At 72.1% G+C, this 18,356-nt stretch carries 20 protein-coding genes; 2 read left to right on the forward strand and 18 right to left on the reverse strand.

Annotated features, from left to right (window positions below; translation table 11 throughout):
• Positions 1-142 precede the first annotated feature (142 nt).
• From IE200_RS16255 to pafA, 13 genes are all read right to left on the reverse strand, one after another.
• Positions 143-814, reverse strand: a complete 672-nt coding sequence (locus IE200_RS16255) for a maleylpyruvate isomerase family mycothiol-dependent enzyme (protein ID WP_191280533.1) — start codon at positions 812-814, stop codon at positions 143-145.
• Between the two features lie 69 nt (positions 815-883).
• Positions 884-1,444 carry a TetR/AcrR family transcriptional regulator gene (locus IE200_RS16260; RefSeq protein WP_191280534.1) on the reverse strand — a complete coding sequence of 187 codons (561 nt, stop codon included), beginning with the start codon at positions 1,442-1,444 and terminating at the stop codon, positions 884-886.
• Between the two features lie 45 nt (positions 1,445-1,489).
• Positions 1,490-1,942, reverse strand: a complete 453-nt coding sequence (locus IE200_RS16265; protein ID WP_268245559.1) for an Lrp/AsnC family transcriptional regulator — start codon at positions 1,940-1,942, stop codon at positions 1,490-1,492.
• Positions 1,943-1,952: 10 nt separating this feature from the next.
• A complete protein-coding gene (locus IE200_RS16270) occupies positions 1,953-2,894 on the reverse strand; it encodes a 5'-3' exonuclease (protein ID WP_191280535.1) in 942 nt (313 codons plus the stop codon).
• A 12-nt stretch (positions 2,895-2,906) separates the two neighbouring features.
• Entirely contained in the window at positions 2,907-5,723 is a 2,817-nt protein-coding gene (locus IE200_RS16275) for a DEAD/DEAH box helicase (RefSeq protein WP_191280536.1), read from the reverse strand.
• Positions 5,720-6,625, reverse strand: a complete 906-nt coding sequence (locus IE200_RS16280; RefSeq protein WP_191280537.1) for a diacylglycerol kinase — start codon at positions 6,623-6,625, stop codon at positions 5,720-5,722. The genes IE200_RS16275 and IE200_RS16280 overlap by 4 nt, the downstream gene beginning before the upstream one ends.
• Before the next feature lie 47 nt (positions 6,626-6,672).
• Positions 6,673-7,086, reverse strand: a complete 414-nt coding sequence (locus IE200_RS16285) for a hypothetical protein (RefSeq protein WP_191280538.1) — start codon at positions 7,084-7,086, stop codon at positions 6,673-6,675.
• 52 nt (positions 7,087-7,138) lie between these two features.
• Positions 7,139-7,975, reverse strand: coding sequence for a twin-arginine translocase subunit TatC (tatC, locus tag IE200_RS16290; protein ID WP_191280539.1), 837 nt, complete (start codon positions 7,973-7,975; stop codon positions 7,139-7,141).
• A gap of 18 nt (positions 7,976-7,993) precedes the next feature.
• Positions 7,994-8,281: a twin-arginine translocase TatA/TatE family subunit gene (gene tatA, locus IE200_RS16295; RefSeq protein ID WP_191280540.1), complete on the reverse strand. Its 288-nt coding sequence runs from the start codon at positions 8,279-8,281 to the stop codon at positions 7,994-7,996.
• Between the two features lie 13 nt (positions 8,282-8,294).
• Positions 8,295-9,329: a helix-turn-helix transcriptional regulator gene (locus tag IE200_RS16300; RefSeq protein WP_191280541.1), complete on the reverse strand. Its 1,035-nt coding sequence runs from the start codon at positions 9,327-9,329 to the stop codon at positions 8,295-8,297.
• The gene (locus IE200_RS16305; RefSeq protein ID WP_191280542.1) at positions 9,326-10,327 is read right to left on the reverse strand and encodes a helix-turn-helix transcriptional regulator; all 1,002 of its coding nucleotides are present in this window, start codon (positions 10,325-10,327) and stop codon (positions 9,326-9,328) included. Before IE200_RS16305 ends, IE200_RS16300 begins: the two co-directional genes overlap by 4 nt.
• A 37-nt stretch (positions 10,328-10,364) precedes the next feature.
• Positions 10,365-11,318 (reverse strand): FKBP-type peptidyl-prolyl cis-trans isomerase, encoded by a 954-nt coding sequence (locus IE200_RS16310; RefSeq protein ID WP_191280543.1) that lies wholly within the window; start codon positions 11,316-11,318, stop codon positions 10,365-10,367.
• Between the two features lie 100 nt (positions 11,319-11,418).
• Positions 11,419-12,780, reverse strand: a complete 1,362-nt coding sequence (gene pafA, locus IE200_RS16315) for a Pup--protein ligase (protein WP_129453982.1) — start codon at positions 12,778-12,780, stop codon at positions 11,419-11,421.
• A 126-nt stretch (positions 12,781-12,906) separates the two neighbouring features.
• Between pafA and IE200_RS16320 the strand changes: the two genes are divergently transcribed.
• Positions 12,907-13,317, forward strand: coding sequence for a hypothetical protein (locus IE200_RS16320; protein ID WP_191280544.1), 411 nt, complete (start codon positions 12,907-12,909; stop codon positions 13,315-13,317).
• 139 nt (positions 13,318-13,456) lie between these two features.
• On the opposite strand, the gene prcA is transcribed toward IE200_RS16320, so the two are convergent.
• The 4 genes from prcA to dop all read right to left on the reverse strand — a co-directional run bounded on the left by prcA (position 13,457) and on the right by dop (position 17,142).
• Positions 13,457-14,497, reverse strand: a complete 1,041-nt coding sequence (gene prcA, locus IE200_RS16325; protein ID WP_407941020.1) for a proteasome subunit alpha — start codon at positions 14,495-14,497, stop codon at positions 13,457-13,459.
• A gap of 21 nt (positions 14,498-14,518) precedes the next feature.
• Entirely contained in the window at positions 14,519-15,349 is an 831-nt protein-coding gene (gene prcB, locus IE200_RS16330; protein ID WP_191280545.1) for a proteasome subunit beta, read from the reverse strand.
• A gap of 5 nt (positions 15,350-15,354) precedes the next feature.
• Positions 15,355-15,552 carry a ubiquitin-like protein Pup gene (locus IE200_RS16335; protein WP_191280546.1) on the reverse strand — a complete coding sequence of 66 codons (198 nt, stop codon included), beginning with the start codon at positions 15,550-15,552 and terminating at the stop codon, positions 15,355-15,357.
• 69 nt (positions 15,553-15,621) lie between these two features.
• Positions 15,622-17,142, reverse strand: coding sequence for a depupylase/deamidase Dop (gene dop / locus IE200_RS16340; RefSeq protein ID WP_191280547.1), 1,521 nt, complete (start codon positions 17,140-17,142; stop codon positions 15,622-15,624).
• A gap of 3 nt (positions 17,143-17,145) precedes the next feature.
• On the opposite strand from dop, the gene IE200_RS16345 reads away from it, so the two are divergent.
• Positions 17,146-17,769, forward strand: a complete 624-nt coding sequence (locus tag IE200_RS16345) for a class I SAM-dependent methyltransferase (RefSeq protein WP_191280548.1) — start codon at positions 17,146-17,148, stop codon at positions 17,767-17,769.
• A gap of 197 nt (positions 17,770-17,966) precedes the next feature.
• Here the strand turns inward: IE200_RS16345 and IE200_RS16350 are convergent, their stop codons facing one another.
• A complete protein-coding gene (locus IE200_RS16350; RefSeq protein ID WP_191280549.1) occupies positions 17,967-18,350 on the reverse strand; it encodes a hypothetical protein in 384 nt (127 codons plus the stop codon).
• Positions 18,351-18,356 lie beyond the last annotated feature (6 nt).

Below are 18,356 nucleotides of genomic sequence, written 5' to 3' on the forward strand. Positions count from 1 at the left end.
GGCACGCCGTTCTCCTGTCACCGGTTCCTGTTCTTCGACAGCTCAGAAACCTAGGCAGGGAGCGGCGTGCCGCCACGACAGGCGCGCTCACCTACCCACAGATGTGTCAGGAGAGCCGGTTGACCGGGGATCACTGAGCTTGTCAGGGGGTTCCGCGGACGGCGGCGAGTCGCTGGGCGACCATGTCGGCGCCTGGGCCGTTGAGCTCGCCCGGCGCCGGGCGGCGACCGTAGAGCAGCAGGAGGAGCGCCTCGGCAGATCCTCGCACCTCGGGTCCCTCGCCGTACGACCAGTCGGTGTCGGTCGCGACGAGCCGCACGCCGGCCACGCGCCGACGCGCGCTGCCACCGACCACGACGTTCATCGGCCAGCGCGTACGGAGGCTGAAGTGGGCGACGGGCGCCAGGGCCGCAGCCGGGATCGGGCGGCTGAGCCCCAGCGGACGGCGTACGTCGAGGCCGTGGACGACGGCGTCGGCGAGCGCCGCGACCGGCGGCATCCCGATCGGGCGGGCGCCGGTGTGCGCGTTGTCTCGGAGCTGATTGAGGATCGCGTCGCGTCCCCGGCGAGACCACTCGACGGCCGAGGCGGCGATCATCCGGTTCATCGAGAACCCGTGGCGCAGCATCGCCGTCGCCCCGGCCACGGGGCCGAGCACGGGCGCCCAGGCGAGGTGCGCCGCGACGTCGACGACCCGCCACTGCGAGCACAGGGTCTGCGCGAGCCACTGCTCCGCGTCGAGCTGCTCGAGCGTGTCGACGAAGGCCGTGCGCTCCCTGCGCACGAGGTCGGGGAGTGTGGGGGCGGTCGTCACGGGGTGCTCCGGCCAGGGGCGTCGGCCAAGCGGTCCATGCCTGCAAACTACATATGTAGTCCACTGGGGTCAAGACCTCCAGCTGAGGGCGCCGATCACCTCGCGGATGCGGGCCGTGGCGTCCAGGTCGGTCGTCGGGAGCGCGAGCTCGTGGAGCACGAGTCCTGTCACGTAGTTGGCCAGCACGCCGAGGTCGCGCGCGGGGTCGTGCGAACCCGCTCGCGTGACGAGGTCGAGAGCCCAGGCGTCGACCTGGCCTGCACCGGGGGCCATCCCCTCCCGCAGGAGATCGGGGTTCTGGGCGGCCTCGACGAGGATGGCGTAACGGGCGAGGGTGACGGCTCGGTCCGGTCCCAGGGCGCGGTCGACGAACCGGCCCAGAGCGAGTGCGACGCCGTCGGGCGTGGCATCGACCTCGTCGTTGGGCTCGGTCGCCATCGCTCGCTCGCGCGCGATGAACCGTTCGGCGATCCCGAGCACGAGGGCCTCGCGGGTGCGGAAGTGGTTCGACGTCGAGCCCGGCGGGACGCCGGCGGCGGCGTCCACCGCCCGATGAGTCAGTGCGCGCATCCCGTGCGTACCGACGAGCTCGAGCGCGGCGTCGAGCAGGACGGTACGTCGGTCGGCCACGCCCGCACACTACAGCCATAGTGCCACTCAGGGCGGGGGCGACGCTCAGTCGATCGGACGGTTCTCGTAGGGCGTCGAGAGCACGATCGTCGTCCGGGTGGACACGCTGGCCGCCCCGCGGATGCGGGCCAGGAGCTCCTCGAGCGCGAGGGGCGTGGCGACGCGGATCTTGAGGATGTAGGACTCCTCGCCGGCGACCGACCAGCAGGACTCGATCTCCTTGATCCCCACCAGCCGGTCGGGGTAGTCGTCGGGCTGCGAGGGGTCGATCGGCGTGATCGAGATGAACGCCGTCAGCGGTCGCCCGAGCTGGTCGTGGTCGACGGTGGCGCCGTAGCCGGTGATGAGCCCGCGCTGCTCGAGCCGCTTGACCCGCTGGTGCACCGCCGAGGTGGACAGGTCGGTGGCGCGGCCGAGGTCGGTGAAGGACATCCGGCCGTCGGCCGCCAGCAGTGACAGGATCTGCCGGTCCTTGGACTCGACCTCGGGAGAGCTCACGGGAGGCACCCTAGTCCGAGCCGGACAGTGCTTGCACGAGTCTCACGGCGGACGACCCCAGGCCCCAACGTTCGTCCAGGGCGACGACCGCGTCGTGGTCCGCGGGCGTGCGCGGGCGGGTGAGGTCGGGCGCCCCGAGGTCGAGGTCGCGACGTACGGCGACCACGCGGGGCGCGACGGCGAGGTAGTCGGCGGCGGCCTTGATCTTGCCGCGCGGGCCGGGCCCCATGTCGGACTCGGGGTCGTGGGCCGCCTCGATGATGTCCGCGATCGTGCCGAAGCGTCCGAGCAGGGTCGCGGCGGTCTTGTCCCCCACTCCTGCCACGCCGGCCAGTCCGTCGGAGGCGTCGCCGCGCAGCGTCGCCAGGTCGGCGTACTGGTGGGCGTGCACGCCGTACTTGCCCCGCACCCAGTCGTTGTCGACCCGCTCGTGCCGGCTCACGCCGCGGGCGACGTAGAGCACCCGCACGGCCGCCTCGTCGTCGACGAGCTGGAACAGGTCGCGGTCGCCGGTCACGATGTCGACCGGCATGCCGGCGCCGGTGGCGAGCGTGCCGATGACGTCGTCGGCCTCCATCTCCGGGTGGCCGACGACGGGGATGCCGTAGGCCTCCAGCACCGACAGGATGATCGGGACCTGGGCCTCGAGCGGGTCGGGCACCTCCTCGACGTCGGGTCGTGGACCGGGCACCTCGCGCACCACCCGGTGGGCCTTGTAGGACGGGAGGAGGTCGACGCGCCACTGCGGGCGCCAGTCGTCGTCCCAGCAGCAGGCGAGGTGCGTGGGGTCGTACTCCCCCACCAGTCGGCTGATGAAGTCCATGAGTCCGCGCACGGCGTTGACGGGCGTGCCGTCCGGGGCCTTCACCGAGTCGGGGACGCCGAAGAACGCCCGGAAGTAGAGCGAGGCGGTGTCGAGCAGGAGCAGTCGGCTCTCGGCGGTGACGGTCATGGGCCCAGCCTCTCAGTCGGCGAGGACGCTGTAGGCGATGACGCCGCGCTTGAGCAGCCTGGCCGTGGCGCGGGCGGTCTCGCGCAGGTCCTTGTCGCCGGCGGCGTCGGCGACCTGGCCGCACAGGTCGAGGAGCTGCTTCATCCAGCGTACGAAGTCACCGGCCGACAGCCCGGTGACCATCAGGACGTCGTCGAGGTCGTCGCCCTCTGCCCAGCGCCACGCCGCCCAGGCGAACCCGAGGTCGGGCTCGCGGAGGAAGTCGAGCTTGTGGTCGCGCTCGAGGGCGTCGAGCTGGCCCCAGAGCCGGACGAGCTCGGCCAGCACCGGTCGCACCTGTCCGCCCGGCATCTTGGGCGACGACGCGTCGTCGGCGCGACGGGCCTCGAAGACCAGGGCGGAGAGCACGGCCGCCAGCTCCGAGGGGTCGAGCCCGTCGAAGAGCCCGGCCCGGATCGCTTCTGCGGCGACGAGGTCCATGTCGGTGTAGATCCGCCGCAGGTGCGAGCCCTTCTCGGTGACCGTGTCATCCTCGAGGTAGTCGAGCGCGGTGAGCACGTCGCAGACCCGGTCGAAGGTGCGGGCCACGGTGTTGGTGCGGTTCTCGACGCGACGCTTGAGGGTCTCGGTGTCGCGCTGGAGCTTGAACCAGCGCTCGGCCCAGCGGGCATGGTCCTCGCGTTCGGGGCACTGGTGGCAGGGGTGGGCCTTGAGGTCGGCGCGCAGCCGGCCGATCTCGCGGTCCGTGGGGGTGTCGCTGAAGGAGTCGCGCTGCTTCGTGCGCCGGGGGGCAGGCGCCTCGAAGGAGTCGGCCCGCGACCGCAGGGCGTTGGCGAGCTCGCGGCGCTGGCCGGGGTTGCGACCGTTGAACGACTTGGGGATCCGCAGCCGCCCGATCGACTCGACGGGGACCGGGAAGTCCATCATCGCCAGCCGTCGGGCCTGCCGGTCCGCGGTGACGACGTAGGGTCGCGGCTCCTCGCCAGACGTCCCCGGGTCGATCACCACGGCGAGGCCGCTGAACTTGCCCGCCGGGACGTGGATGACGTCGCCGGGACGCAACCGGCCGAGCGACGCGGCCGCCTCGCCGCGCCGGTCCTGGCGGCGCTCCCGTGCCGCGCCCTTCTCGAGGTCGGAGATCCGGCGCCGCAGGGCGGCGTACTCCATGAAGTCGCCGACGTGGCAGGTGGCGGCCTCCCGGTAGCCGTCGAGGGCCTCCTCGGCCTTGTGCACCTGCCGGGCCAGGCCGACGACGGCCTTGTCGGCCTGGAACTGCGCGAAGGACTGCTCGAGCAGCTCGCGTGAGCGCGCGCGGCCGAACTGGTGCACGAGGTTGACGGCCATGTTGTAGGAGGGCCGGAAGGACGAGCGCAGCGGGTAGGTGCGCGTGGACGCGAGGCCGGCGACCTCGCGCGGGTTCATCCCCGGCTGGTAGAGCACGACGCCGTGGCCCTCGATGTCGAGCCCACGCCGGCCGGCGCGACCGGTCAGCTGGGTGTACTCCCCCGGCGTCAGGTCGGCGTGGGTCTCGCCGTTCCACTTCGACAGCTTCTCGATGACGACCGTGCGGGCCGGCATGTTGATGCCCAGGGCGAGGGTCTCGGTGGCGAAGACGACCTTGACCAGGCCGTCCTGGAACAGCTCCTCGACGACCTGCTTGAACGCCGGCAGCAGGCCGGCATGGTGGGCGGCGATGCCACGGGTCAACCCGTCGAGGAACTCGTGGTAGCCCAGGACGTGCAGGTCCTCCTCCGGCAGGGTGCGCGAGGCCTCCTCGACCCGGGCGAAGATCTCGTCGCGCTCGGCCGCCGTCGTGAGGCGGGTGTTGGCCTGGACGAGCTGGGTGACCGCGGCGTCGCAGCCTGCGCGGCTGAAGATGAAGACGATCGCCGGCAGCAGGCCCTCGCGGTCCAGCCGCTCGACGACCTCGACGCGGCTCGGGATCCACACGCGCCGGCCGTTGCCGACGGCGCGCGGGTTCTTCGACGACCCGGGCTTGCCCTTGCGGGGCGAGCGCCGGTCGCGCATCAGGCGCGAGCTGGCCCAGTCGTCTCGGGCGATGCGGGTCAGCTCGTCGTTGACCGGCGCCCCCTCCTTGACGAAGCCGGCGCTCGCGTCGACGTCGGAGGACGCGAACAGGTCGAGGAGCCGGCGACCCACCATCACGTGCTGGTAGAGCGGGACCGGACGCTTCTCCTCGAGGATCGTGGTGGTCTCGCCGCGGACGGTGGCCAGCCACTCGCCGAACTCCTCGGCGTTGGACACCGTCGCCGACAGCGACACCAGCGTCACCGACTCCGGCAGGTGGATGATCACCTCCTCCCAGACCGCGCCGCGCATGCGGTCGGCCAGGTAGTGCACCTCGTCCATGACCACGTAGCCGAGGCCGAGCAGCGTGCGGGAGCCGGCGTACAGCATGTTGCGCAGCACCTCGGTGGTCATCACGACGACCGGGGCCTCCCCGTTGACGACGTTGTCACCGGTCAGGAGGCCGACGTTGTCGGCGCCGTAGCGCTTGACCAGGTCGTGGTACTTCTGGTTGGACAGCGCCTTGATGGGGGTCGTGTAGAACGCCTTGCGGCCGGTCTGCAGGGCGAGGTGGATCGCGAACTCGCCGACCACGGTCTTGCCCGAGCCGGTCGGCGCGGCCACCAGCACGCCGCGGCCGTCCTCGATCTCGCGGCACGCACGGAGCTGGAAGTCGTCGAGCTCGAAGCCGTAGAGGCCGGCGAAGTCCTTGAGCATCGGGTAGGGCCGGTCGCGCCGGAACGCCGCGTAGCGCTCGGCGGGCGACTGCTCGTCGTCGGCGGGGTTGTCGAGGGTGCTCATGCGATGACCTCCAGCGCGCCGGGGACGCACTCGACGGTGAGTGGCAGCGGGCCGAAGCGCTCGCCGTCGGCGTAGGCCACGATGCCGGGCGCCGCGATCGTCACCGTACGGACCCGGCGGTGGACGTACTCCTGCACGCCGGCGATCCGGCCGGTGAAGAGCCGGGGGTAGGACCGGACCAGCTTGGGCTTGCTCATCCGCGTGATCACCACGACGTCGAGCATCCCGTCGTCGAGGAGTGCACCCTCGGTGATGCGCAGGCCGCCGCCGAAGGAGGGACCGTTGCCGACGGCGACCAGCATCGCGTCGTGCTCGATCGTCTCGCCGTCGAGCTGCAGGACGTAGGCGATCGGGCGGAAGGTGCGCAGCTCGGCGAGGGTGGCGAGGTTGTAGCGCATCTGCCCGCGCGGCCAGGTCATCGCGTTGGCCCGCTCGTTGACGATGGCGTCGAAGCCCGCGGCGAGGACCGTGACGAACCACCGGTCGCCGCTGCGGGCGAGGTCGATGGTGCGGCGACGCGAGGCGATGATGCGGTCGGCCGCAGCGGCCGGGTCGGTGCGCGGCAGGCCCAGGTAACGGGCGACGTCGTTGCCCGTGCCGCTGGGGATCAGCCCCAGGGGGACGCCGGTGCCGGCGACCGCCTGCACGCCCAGGTGCACCAGGCCGTCGCCCCCGCACACGACCAGCGCCTCGACGCCGTCGGCGACGCACGCGCGCGCCAGGTCGGCGGCCTCGTCGGCGTCGCGACCCTCCAGGTTGCGCACCACGAACCCGCTCTCGCGCAGCCGGGCCAGGGCGACGTCCCGGTGCCGGGCTCCCTTGCCCCGGCCCGCCGTCGGGTTGGTCAGGAGTGCGATCTCTCGCCCCCGCACGGGGTGGGCGGACGCAGCCGGGTCGTGCATGGCGCGACCCTATCCCCCGGCACCGACCCCGTACGGCGACCGGCCGCTCACCCGAGGCGCAGCAGCGCGGCGTACCGCTCGGCACGGGCGCCCACCGCGCGGGCGAGGCGCCCCAGGGCGTCGAGGATGAGGTCGGGGTCGAACCGGGTCCCGGGGACGGCCAGGACCAGGCGCGAGTCGATCTCGCCGACCACGACCTGCCCGTGACGCCAGGCCTGGTGCACCCGCGACCGGGTCTCGTCGTCGACCACGGGTGCGGGATAGGCCTCGTCGACGGCGAGGAGGTCGCACTCGAGGCTCCACCCGGACTCCTCGACCTGGTCCGGCGCAGGCTCGGCCGTCAGCCGGCCACGGACCAGGTGGCCCGTACGCAGCCCGGCGTCGGCGCGCCACACGACGTCGTGGGTGCCGAGCCAGTCAGGCAGGTCGAACGGATCGGTGTCGGTGATCGCGGCCTGCATGGGACCACCCTGTCAGACCGGCCCCCACGGGCGGGGCGGCCCCGGGCGGTGCTCAGATGGACGAGAGCTCGTCGGGGCTCAGGCCGGCGTTGGGGTTGCGGCGGGCCCGTCGTCGGTCGTTGAACCGGGCGATCGCCTCTGAGGCGAAGAAGAGCAGCACCATCGGCACCGCCATAAGCGTCATGGTGAACGGGTCGGCCGAGGGAGTCGCCACTGCGGCGAAGACGAACGTCCCGATGATGATCCAGGGGCGGTAGGCCTTGAGCGAGGCACCCTTGACCACGCCCGCGAAGTTGAGCAGCACGACGAACACCGGGATGTTGAACGCCAGCCCGAACACGAACAGCGTCCGGGTGAAGAACTGCAGGTAGTCGTTGAAGTCGATGAGGTTGGTGACCCCGTCGGGGTTGAAGCCGATCAGCACCTCGAGCGCGACCGGCAGGGTGAGGTAGCCCAGAGCGATGCCCGCGAGGAACAGCGGCCCCGCGACGGCGACGAAGATCCGGCTCATCTTCCGCTCCTGGGCGTAGAGCCCGGGCAGGACGAACGCCCAGATCTGGTAGAGCCAGTAGGGAGCGGTGACGATCGCCGAGGCGAAGCCGCAGAGCGTCAGCCACAGCAGCAGGCCGGCTCCGGCGCCGCTCGTCGTGGCCGTGGTGGTGCCCTCGGGGAGCTTGGCGCGGGCGTCGTCGTAGGGACCGTAGACGAGGTCGAGCAGCGCGTGGCGGAAGACCAGCGCGACCGCCAGGGCGACCACGAAGACCAGCAGGCACCGCAGCAGGCGCGCACGGAACTCGCGGAAGTGGTCGGAGAGCGCCATGCGGCCGTCGGGGCCCACGGCGTGATGGGGCCGGCCTTGGAACAGGCCGACGAGACCGGCGATCCTCACGATCGTCGCGGCTCCGGGTCAGGCGGTCGTGTCGTCGCGACGCTCGCGGAGGACCTCGCCTGAAGCCTCGCTCCGGGCCTCGTCGGCAGCGCGCTCGCGGGCCTCGATCTCACGCTGCTCGGGCGTCTTGGTGTCGTCCTCGTCCTCGTCGCGCAGGCCCTTGGTCTCGGTCTTGAAGATACGCAGCGCCTGCCCCGAGCTGCGGGCGAGGTCGGGCAGCTTGGCAGCACCGAAGACGAGCACGACGATCGCCAGGATCACCAGCCACTCGAGACCCTGCGGCATGCCGATCAAGGGGTTGAACATGGGAGTCACTCCGTCATTCGTGGGGGTGGGTGGGAGGTGCTGCGGTGGTCGTTCCCGAGTCTACGCCGTCGTCGTGGACGTAGTGGCTGAGTGCCGCGCGCGCAACGGCGGTGAACGAGTCGGCGTACGCCGCGGGGGCGAGCAGCGTGGCGTGCGGGGCCAGGCGCAGCAGGAGGGAGGTCACCCACTCCTCGCTGGCCACCTCGAGGTCGACATCGACGGTGTCGTCGGGGCCGGGGCGCTGACCGGTCACGGGGTAGTACTCCACCACCCAGCGCGCCGGCGGCGCGAGCCGGAGGGTCACCGGCGTGGTCTCGGCGTCGGCGAACCACCCGCCTGCGAGGTCGCGGGGACGCGCGCCGGGGTCGGCGACCGGGCTGTCGAGCTCGGTGGCCGCGACGATGCGGTCGACGCGGAACGCCCGGTCCCCCACGGCCGTGTGGCACCAGGCGTCGAGGTAGAGCACGTCCTCGACGCGCGAGAGACCACGCGGGTCGACCACGCGCGTGGACTGCTGGTCGCGCGACGGCACGTGGTAGCTGATCTCGAGCTGGTGGCCGTGCGCGATCGCCGACTCCAGGACCGGCACCACGCCGCTGGTCTCCAGCGGCGTCGGCGACACGTGCAGCCGCAGCAGCTCCTCGCCGTCGTGGCCGGCCGCCTCCTCGAGCTTCGCCAGCGTGCGCGCGATGACCTCGCGCGCCTCGGCCGGTGCCGTGTCGACCATGGTGCGCAGGGCGACGACGAGCGAGGTGGCCTCGGCCGGCGAGAAGCGCACGGGGCGGGCGAGGTAGTCGGCGTTGTCGACACGGATGACCCGGTCGCCCTCCAGCGCATCGAGGTCGACCTCGATGAGGTCGCCCGGCAGGCCCGGAGACAGCCCGGTCATGAAGAGCAGCCGCAGGTCACGCTCGATCTGCTCGGCGTCGGTGCCGAAGTGGGCGGCCGCGTCGTCGAGGCGGACCTCGCCGCGAGCGAGCAGGTAGGGCACGAGCGCGAGCAGCCGTGCCACCTGGTCGGGGGCAGTGTCCGAGCCCTGCGTCGTCATCGGTCCTCCCCCGTCGCGGCGGCTCCACCAGCGGCCGCGACCACCGCACGCAGCCGGGCGACCACGTCGTCGCGCAGTGCCTCCGGGGACTCCACGACCACGTCGGGCCCGTAGGTCATCACCTCGTCGGAGAGCTCGTGGACCGGTCCCTCGACCACGACGGCGTCCCAGCCGGGACGGTCCGCGAGCGGGGTCACGGACTCGGCGCGCCGCCGCAGGCCGATGCCGGTGCCCTGCCGGACCCGGACCTGCGCGCGCACGGAGGGGAACGAGGACGAGAGCCGGCGCGCGACCGCGCGCACGTCCGTGCCGGCGGGCACCTCGTACGCCCCAGAGCGACCCGTCGCCCGCACCGGTCCGACGATGCGGGACAGGCGGAAGACCCGCTCGGCTCCACGGTCGACGTCGTGGCCCACGACGTACCAGCGCCCCGACGACCGGGCCAGGCCCCAGGGCTCCAGGCGACGGGTGGTGGGCGTCGTCTCGTCGGCGCGCTGGTAGGGGAAGCTGACCTGGCGCCGCTTGCCGACCGCGTCCCACAGCGGCTCGAAGGCCGGCTCGTCGGCGGTGATGGCAGGCGCCACGACCTCCAGGCGGGAGGGGTCGACCTCGACGCCTTGGGCCTTCAGCTTGGCCAGCGCGCGCCCGGTCGCCTTGGCGAGCGTGGCGTGCTGCCAGACCTGGGCCGCCAGGCCGAGAACAGCGGCCTCGTCGGGCTCGAAGCGGATCTCCGGCAACGAGGTCTGCTCCGTGGGGATCCGGTAGCCGATCTCGTCGTCGAAGAACGCGTCGGCGCTGCCGACCTCGATGACGGCCCCGATCTGGCGCAGCGCGTCCTTGTCGCGCTCGAAGGCGCGCTCGAAGGCCTCGTCGCCGGCCGGCCCGCGCGCGTGCTCGGGGTAGCACGCCTCGCGGATCGCGTCCTTGCCGATGAACCGCTTCGCGCCGAGCAGCAGGATGTGCAGGTTCATCAGCCGCTCTGCCCGTGGCTGCACCATGCGCTCTCCCCCGCTCCTCGCCGCGCCCGCCGTCAGCTCACTTGGCGCCGAGGATGTCGACGACGAAGAAGAGCGTGTCGGTGCCCTTGATGCCGGCCTGCTCGTTGCCCTGCTTGCCATAGCCCTTGGCGGGCGGGATCTCCAGGATCACCCGGGAGCCGACCGTACGGCCGACGAGGCGCTCGTCCCAGCCGGCGATGACCTGGCCGACGCCGATCGGGAACTCCGCCGGCTCTGCGCTGTAGGACTCGTCGAAGGGCTCGTCAGCGTTGTAGACCTGGCCGAGGTAGTCGACGGTGAGCGTCTGGCCGGACTTCACCTTGGGGCCGTCGCCCTTCACGAGCGTCGTGGCGATCAGCTCGCCGGTCGGCGTGTGGGCGGTGCTGAAGTCGAAGCCGGTGATGACACCGTCCTCCTCGACGATGGTGGGCGCCCAGCCGGCGGGCTCCTTGTCCTCGCCCTGCGGGCCGTCGAGCGGCGGCACCGTCTCGGCGGTGTCCATGATGTCGACGATCGCGAGGACGGCGTCGCGGTTGCCGATGCCGATGTCGGGCCGACCGCCCTCGCCGTAGGCGTCCTCGGCGGAGGTCAGCAGCACGACACGGTCGCCGACCTGGTTGCCGATGAGCATCTCACGCAGGAACGGCAGCGTGTCCTCGGCCAGCTCCACCGACTGGGGACCCTGCTCGTAGGTGCTCTGGGCCTGCTCCTCGGTGAAGCCGTTGCCGATCCACCAGTCGACCGACACGGTGTCGCCGTCCGCGACCTCGTCGCCGTCGCCCTCCACGAGGACCTCGGTCTCGGCCTCGGAGCCGTCGAGCCGGCCGTCGAAGGTGACCTCGGGCTCCTCGCCCTGCTTGCCCTCGATCGTCACCGAGCTGAGCGGCGCGCCGCCCTCCTCGGAGTCGCCGGAGGCGGACCCGCACGCGGCGAGCCCGAGCAGGCTGAGGGCGAGGACACTGCTGAGGGCAGCGGAACGTACACGAGACACTGGGTTCACCTTGTTCGATCGGTCGGCTTGCGCGCACACCCTATCCAGCGGACCCCACCCGTACGGTCGCGACACCGGCCGGTGGGTCGGAGCGGGGCTCTCACATGCCGTCGATGAGGCGCTGCACCCGCTCGTCGTAGGCCTTGAACGGGTCCTTGCAGAGCACCGTGCGCTGCGCCTGGTCGTTGAGCTTGAGGTGCACCCAGTCGACGGTGAAGTCACGACGCCGCTCCTGCGCGCGGCGGATGAACTCGCCGCGCAGGCGCGCGCGGGTGTTCTGCGGCGGGACGCTCTTGGCCTCGAAGATCTTGAGGTCGCTGCTCACGCGGGCGACCGCCCCGCGCTTCTCGAGCAGGTAGTAGAGCCCGCGGCCGCGGTGGATGTCGTGGTAGGCGAGGTCGAGCTGCGCGATGCGCGCGTCGCCCAGCGACAGGCCGTGCTTGGCGCGGTAGCGCTCGATGAGCTTGAGCTTGATGACCCAGTCGATCTCGCGGTCGACCAGGCCGAGGTCGTCGGACTCGACGGCCTTGAGCCCGCGCTCCCACAGGTCGAGGGCGCGCTCGATGGTCGGGGTGGAGATCTGACGGCGGTCGACGAAGTCGCGGGCCTTGCCGAGGTACTCGGCCTGGATCTCCAGCGCGCTCGCCTCGCGTCCGTTGGCCAGGCGCACCTTGCGTCGCCCGGTCGGGTCGTGGCTGATCTCGCGGATGGCGCGGATCGGGTTCTCCATCGTGAGGTCGCGCATCACCACGCCCTCCTCGATCATCCGCAGGACGAGGTCGCACGACGCCACCTTGAGCAGTGTCGTGGTCTCGCTCATGTTGGAGTCGCCGACGATGACGTGCAGGCGGCGGAACCGTTCGGCGTCGGCGTGCGGCTCGTCGCGGGTGTTGATGATCGGGCGGCTGCGCGTGGTGGCGCTGCTGACGCCCTCCCAGATGTGCTCGGCTCGCTGGCTCACGCTGTAGGACGCACCGCGCGGCGTCATCACGACCTTGCCGGCCCCGACGACGATCTGGCGGGTCACCAGGAACGGGATCAGGATGTCGGCCAGCCGGCTGAACTCCCCCGCCCGGCCGACGAGGTAGTTCTCGTGGCAGCCGTAGGAGTTGCCCGCGGAGTCGGTGTTGTTCTTGAACAGGTAGATGTCGCCGGCGATGCCCTCCTCGTGCAGGCGCGCCTCGGCGTCGAGGAGCAGCCCCTCGAGGATCCGCTCCCCCGCCTTGTCGTGCGTGACGAGGTCGACGATGTCGTCGCACTCGGGGGTGGCGTACTCCGGGTGGCTGCCGACGTCGAGGTAGAGCCGGGCGCCGTTGCGGAGGAAGACGTTGGACGAGCGACCCCAGCTGACGACCTTGCGGAACAGGTAGCGCGCGACCTCGTCGGGACTCAGCCGGCGCTGCCCCTTGAACGTGCACGTGACGCCGTACTCGTTCTCGATGCCAAAGATCCGCCGGTCCATGTCCCCACACTAGGACCGGGGACCACGTCCCGCGCGGCACTCCGCACCGAAACTTGGCGAACCTGCCCGCGTCGCCGCCCGACGCCGCGCTTGACGTGGCCGTCCCGGGCGGGCGAGCGTTCCCCCATGGGACCCCGCCACCTCGTCGCGACCGTCCTGGTCGAGCCGGGCACCGTGGAGGACCTCGAGCTGAGGGTGATGACCGACGACCTGTGGCTGTGGCCGGTGAGGACGGCGCCCGTGGTGGTCGACGGCGCCAGGCTGGAGTTCCAGCTCCGCCGGCGCCTGGTCGAGCAGCGGCGCGGGGAGTGGGACGACGCCGCCGGCTGGACCCCGGCCTGGATCGGCTTCGGCGCCGCCTGGCACGAGTTCGGACCGGACGGCGACGTACGCCCGTCGGGGCCGCTCCCCTGGGCCGCGCACCAGCGGCTGTGGAGCGCGCTGGACGAGTTCGGTCCGTTCGTGCGCTACCGGCGGCGGCTCACCGGGATCCCGACGGTGCCCACGGCGGAGTGGCCGGGGCTCCACCTCCGCTGAGCGGTCCGGGGACGGTGTCCCGCCGCCCGGGGACTCCCCGCTCGAGCGGGGAGTCCGCCACTTCGAGGGGTGTACGACCCCCTCCAGGTGTCGGACTTCCCCACCCAGCAGGCGCGTCCCGCAGGCGGGACGCGCACGATCAGATCTGGCCGGGCTCCGCGGGCGGCGGCGTGCCGGGGTCCGGCGGTCGGCCCGGCTGGGGTGCCGGGGGCTGCGGTGCCGGTGGGGACGGCTCGCCGGGGGCGGCCGGGTCGGTCGGCTCGGCCGGCGGGTCGGCGGGCGGGGCCACCGGGGGCGCGACGGGAGGCGCCACCGGAGGCGCGGTCGGCGGTGAGCCCGGCTCCCCGGTGACCGGGTCCTCGAGGGGCGGCGTCGCTCCCGAGACCTGGTCGGTCGGGTCGCTCGGGTCGTCCTGGCCGGAGTGACGCGGCCCCGACCCGGCGAGGGCGTCCTCAGGGGACGCCTCGTCGGCGCGCTCGTCCCCGCGGGCCCCGAGGACCTCGGCGAGCCGCGCCGCGCGCAGCCGCAGGAACTTGCGCGGCTGCGTACGGGTGCGGTCCAGGACGGCGACCTCGAGGTCGCGGGCCGGGATCACCCGGTCCTCGGAGTCGCTGTGGCCGAGGGCGGCGACGGCGACCCGCAGGGCCTCGTCGAGCGAGGCCCCGGCGACGTAGTGCTCGGCCAGGTGCCCGGCCACGACGTCGGCTGCGCCACCCATCACGGCGTAGCCGTGCTCGTCGGCGACCTGGCCGTCGTAGGTGAGGCGGTAGAGCTGGTCGTCCTCGGGGGCGTCGCCGATCTCGGCGACGAAGATCTCGACCTCGTAGGGCTTCTCGCCGCCGGAGGAGAAGATCGTTCCGAGCGTCTGGGCGTAGGCGTTGGCGAGACCACGGCCGGTGACGTCGCGCCGGTCGTAGGCGTAGCCGCGCATGTCGGCGAGGCGTACGCCGGCGATGCGGAGGTTCTCGAACTCGTTGTAGCGTCCGACCGCCGCGAAGGCGATCCGGTCGTAGATCTCGCTGACCTTGTGCAGCGCCTGGGACGGGTTCTCCGAGACGAACAGGATGCCGTCGGCGTACTGGACCGCGACCACCGAGCGCCCGCGGGCGATGCCCTTGCGCGCGAAGTCGGCCCGGTCCTTCATCAGCTGCTCGGGCGAGACATAGAACGGCATACTCATGTGAGTGACTCCTGCGTCGGATCAGGTCAGGGCCGCGGCGGGGCCGTCGGGGCGCTCCATGCGGGAGGCCAGGATGCGGTCGGCGATGGCGGCCACCTCGTCGTCGGGCATCCGGCGCCCACCGTCGGCGGTGATCACGTGGACGACCGGGAAGATCCGGCGGGTGATGTCGGGGCCGCCGGTGGCGGAGTCGTCGTCGGCGGCGTCGTAGAGGGCCTGCACGATGGCGGTGACCGCCTCCTCGACGTCGAAGTCGTCGCGGTAGAGCTTCTTGAGCGAGCCGCGGGCGAACAGCGAGCCGGAGCCCACCGAGTGGAAGGCGGTCTCCTCGTAGCGGCCGCCGGTCACGTCGTAGCTGAAGATCCGCCCCTGGTCGGCGGTGAGGTCGTAGCCGGCGAAGAGCGGCACCACCGCGAGGCCCTGCATGGCCATGCCGAGGTTGGCGCGGATGAGGGCCGCGAGCCGGTTGGCCTTGCCGTCCATCGACAGCGTGGTGCCCTCGATCTTCTCGTAGTGCTCGAGCTCGGTCTGGAAGAGCCGCACCATCTCGACCGCGAGACCGGCGGTGCCGGCGATGCCGACCACGGAGTACTCGTCGGCCGGGAAGACCTTCTGGATGTCGCGCTGGGCGATGATGTTGCCCATCGTGGCGCGCCGGTCGCCCGCCATCACGACGCCGCCGTCGAAGGTCGCCGCGACGATCGTGGTGCCGTGAGGGGCCAGGTCGCCGGCGGCACCGGCGGGCACGGCACGGCGCGAGGGAAGCAGGTCGGGCGCCTCGGCGCCGAGGAAGTCGGCGAAGCTGGAGGTGCCGGGCGTCATGTACGACGAGGGGAGGCGGGAGTCTCCCATGCGGCCTACTCCCCGCCCTTCTGGATGAACGACTTCACGAAGTCCTCGGCGTTGGTCTCGAGCACCTCGTCGATCTCGTCGAGGATCGCGTCGACGTCCTCGTCGATCATCTCCTTGCGCTCGGCGACGTCGGTCTCGACGACCTCCTCGGTCGCCGACTCCTCCTGCGAGGACTTGCGCGGCTGCTTCTGCTCCTGGGCCATGCCACGACCCTATCCACTCCCACCGACGCCACAAGGACGTTCACCGTCGGCGGACGGGTGTTTCCTCGGTCAGCGGGTGATCGCCGCGACCAGCGCCTGGGCGGTGTCGCAGCGGTCGATCAGCTCGCCGACGTGGGCGCGGGTGCCCCGGAGCGGGTCGATGGTCGGCACCCGCTGGAGCGACTCGCGGCCGGGGAGGTCGAAGATGACCGAGTCCCACGACGCCGCGGCGACCGAGTCGGCGTACTTGTCGAGGCACCGCCCGCGGAAGTAGGCGCGCGTGTCGACCGGCGGGTCGTGCATGGCCGCCTCGATGGTGGCGTCGTCGAGGAGCCGCTCGATCCGCCCGGCGGCGGCGAGGCGGTGGTAGAGGCCCTTGTCGGGGCGTACGTCGGCGTACTGCAGGTCGATGAGGTGCAGCTTGGCGTCGTCCCACCCGAGGCCGTCGCGGTCGCGGTACTGCTGGAGCAGCTTGAGCTTGGCGACCCAGTCGAGCTCGGTCGCGCACTCCATCGGGTCCCGCTCGAGCCGGGTCAGCACCGACTCCCACCGCGCCAGCACGTCGACCGTCTGGTCGTCGGCGTCGCTGCCGTAGCGGTCCTCGACGTACTTGCGGGCGAGGTCGAGGTACTCCAGCTGCAGCTGCACGGCGGTCAGGCGACGCCCGTCGCGGAGCGTGACGAGGTGCCGCAGCGTCGGGTCGTGCGAGACGTCGCGCAGCGACTTGACCGCCCCTTCGACGCTCAGGTCGCGGTCGATGAAGCCGTCCTCGATCATGGCGAGCACGAGCGCGGTGGTGCCCGACTTGAGGTAGATCGACACCTCGGCGAGGTTGGCGTCGCCCAGGATCACGTGGAGGCGGCGGTAGACCGCGGGATCGGCGTGGGGCTCGTCGCGGGTGTTGATGATCGGACGCTTGAGCGTCGTCTCGAGCCCGACCTCGACCTCGAAGTAGTCGGAGCGCTGGCTGATCTGGAAGCCGCGGTCGGCCGTGGTGTCGCGGCCGTCCTGCCCGATGCCGACCCGGCCGGCGCCGGTGACGACCTGCCGCGAGACGAAGAACGGGGTCAGGTGGCGCACGATCTCCGCGAACTGGGTCGAGCGCCGCATGAGGTAGTTCTCGTGGGCGCCGTAGGAGGCACCCTTGTTGTCGGTGTTGTTCTTGTAGAGCAGGATCGGCGTGCTGCCGGGCACCTGGGCGGCCATCCGCGAGGCGTCGAGCATCACCTGCTCCCCCGCCTTCTCCCAGCGCACCACGTCGAGCGGCGTGGTGACCTCGGGCGAGGAGTACTCGGGGTGGGCGTGGTCGACGTAGAGCCGGGCGCCGTTGGTGAGGATGACGTTGGCCAGGCCGAGGTCCTCGTCCGTCAGCTGGCTCGGGTCCGCGATCTGGCGCGCCATGTCGAAGCCGCGGGCGTCGCGCAGCGGCGACTCCTCCTCGAAGTCCCAGCGGGCCCGCCGGGCGCGCGCGGTCGAGCTGGCGTACGCGTTGACGATCTGCGAGGACGCGACCATCGGGTTGGCCGACGGCTGTCCCTGCACGGAGATCCCGTACTCGACCTCCGTGCCCATCACGCGGCGTACGCTCATGTGATGAGCCTACGGGTGTGGGACGAGCGGGTGCTGCCCCGGCTGACCGACGTGAGCCTGCGCGGCCGCGAGATCGGCGAGCTGCGCGAGCCCACCTGCGCGGGCCTGGTGGGACGGGTGCTGGAGCTCGGGTTCGGCAGCGGGCTCAACGTCCGCTGGTACCCACCGGCCGTGACGTCGGTGACCGCGATCGAGCCGTCCGACGCGGGGTGGTCGATCTCGGCGAAGCGGCGTGCGCGCACACCCCTGCCGATCGAGCGGGCCGGTCTCGACGGCCAGCGCCTCGACCTGCCGGACGACTCGCACGACAGCGCGCTGGTGACGTTCAGCCTCTGCACGATCCCCGACCCGGTCCTTGCGCTGAGGGAGGCTCGACGGGTGGTGCGCGAGGGCGGCCGGCTGCACGTGCTCGAGCACGGAGTGGCGCCCGAGGAGTCCGTACGTCGCTGGCAGCGCCGACTCGAACCGCTGCAGCGCGCCGTCGCCGGAGGCTGCCACCTCACGCGGGACATCCCGGCCCTCGTCGAGGGCGCGGGATGGCGCGTGCAGGAGCTCGAGCGGGCGTACCTCCCCGGACCGGCCGTCGCCCGGCCGTGGACGTACGGCTACCGGTTGGTGGCGGGCTGAGGCCTGCTCAGCGGTGGGTCAGCGCTGGGTCAGCGCCGGGTCAGCGCCGGGTCAGCGCCGGGTCAGCGTCCGCGACGGAGGAAACCGGCGAGAAAGAGCACGATGACGACGATGACGACGATGATCAGAATGGTTCGCATCTGCTCAACCTAGCGGCACGCAGGCCACCTGCAACCCCTCCCGAGGGGTGTCGCGGGTCAGTGCTCGCGGCGGTGCGGCCCGTTGACCGCCGAGGCGTGCGCGGCGTTGACGGCGGCGATGCCGAGCCAGGCGACGACGACCGCCGGCAGCCCGGACCCGTCGGTGGCGACAGTGGTGGCGATGGTGATCGGGATGCCCGCCCCGACCGAGACGATGCCGAGGACGAACTGCCGGATCTTCGCGCCCTCGCTGCCGGACGCCTGCCGCTGCGCGACGGCGACCTGCTCGGCGACCCGCTGCTCGACGGCGCGCTCGATGCGCTCGGCGAAGCCGTCGACGAGCTCGGCGTCGTAGCGGGCCCCCAGCTCACGCCTCGCGGCGAGGGCGGCCTCGATGTCGCTGTGGCCGAGGTCGTCCTCGCGACGACCGACGTCCGCCATCGGCCG

The organism is Nocardioides flavus (ex Wang et al. 2016) (assembly GCF_014653115.1).
GTDB classification, from domain to species: domain Bacteria; phylum Actinomycetota; class Actinomycetes; order Propionibacteriales; family Nocardioidaceae; genus Nocardioides; species Nocardioides flavus.

Excerpts from the sequence above, each read along its gene's own strand:
- IE200_RS16275 (WP_191280536.1), bottom strand. The coding sequence starts at position 5,723 with ATGAGCACCCTCGACAACCCCGCCGACGACGAGCAGTCGCCCGCCGAG.
- pafA (WP_129453982.1), bottom strand. The coding sequence starts at position 12,780 with ATGGACCGGCGGATCTTTGGCATCGAGAACGAGTACGGCGTCACGTGC.
- prcB (WP_191280545.1), bottom strand. The coding sequence starts at position 15,349 with ATGGGAGACTCCCGCCTCCCCTCGTCGTACATGACGCCCGGCACCTCC.
- IE200_RS16285 (WP_191280538.1), bottom strand. The coding sequence starts at position 7,086 with ATGCAGGCCGCGATCACCGACACCGATCCGTTCGACCTGCCTGACTGG.
- dop (WP_191280547.1), bottom strand. The coding sequence starts at position 17,142 with ATGAGCGTACGCCGCGTGATGGGCACGGAGGTCGAGTACGGGATCTCC.
- IE200_RS16350 (WP_191280549.1), bottom strand. The coding sequence starts at position 18,350 with ATGGCGGACGTCGGTCGTCGCGAGGACGACCTCGGCCACAGCGACATC.
- IE200_RS16320 (WP_191280544.1), top strand. The coding sequence starts at position 12,907 with ATGGGACCCCGCCACCTCGTCGCGACCGTCCTGGTCGAGCCGGGCACC.
- IE200_RS16305 (WP_191280542.1), bottom strand. The coding sequence starts at position 10,327 with ATGGTGCAGCCACGGGCAGAGCGGCTGATGAACCTGCACATCCTGCTG.
- IE200_RS16300 (WP_191280541.1), bottom strand. The coding sequence starts at position 9,329 with ATGACGACGCAGGGCTCGGACACTGCCCCCGACCAGGTGGCACGGCTG.
- IE200_RS16270 (WP_191280535.1), bottom strand. The coding sequence starts at position 2,894 with ATGACCGTCACCGCCGAGAGCCGACTGCTCCTGCTCGACACCGCCTCG.
- IE200_RS16280 (WP_191280537.1), bottom strand. The coding sequence starts at position 6,625 with ATGCACGACCCGGCTGCGTCCGCCCACCCCGTGCGGGGGCGAGAGATC.
- tatA (WP_191280540.1), bottom strand. The coding sequence starts at position 8,281 with ATGTTCAACCCCTTGATCGGCATGCCGCAGGGTCTCGAGTGGCTGGTG.
- prcA (WP_407941020.1), bottom strand. The coding sequence starts at position 14,497 with ATGAGTATGCCGTTCTATGTCTCGCCCGAGCAGCTGATGAAGGACCGG.
- IE200_RS16335 (WP_191280546.1), bottom strand. The coding sequence starts at position 15,552 with ATGGCCCAGGAGCAGAAGCAGCCGCGCAAGTCCTCGCAGGAGGAGTCG.
- IE200_RS16345 (WP_191280548.1), top strand. The coding sequence starts at position 17,146 with ATGAGCCTACGGGTGTGGGACGAGCGGGTGCTGCCCCGGCTGACCGAC.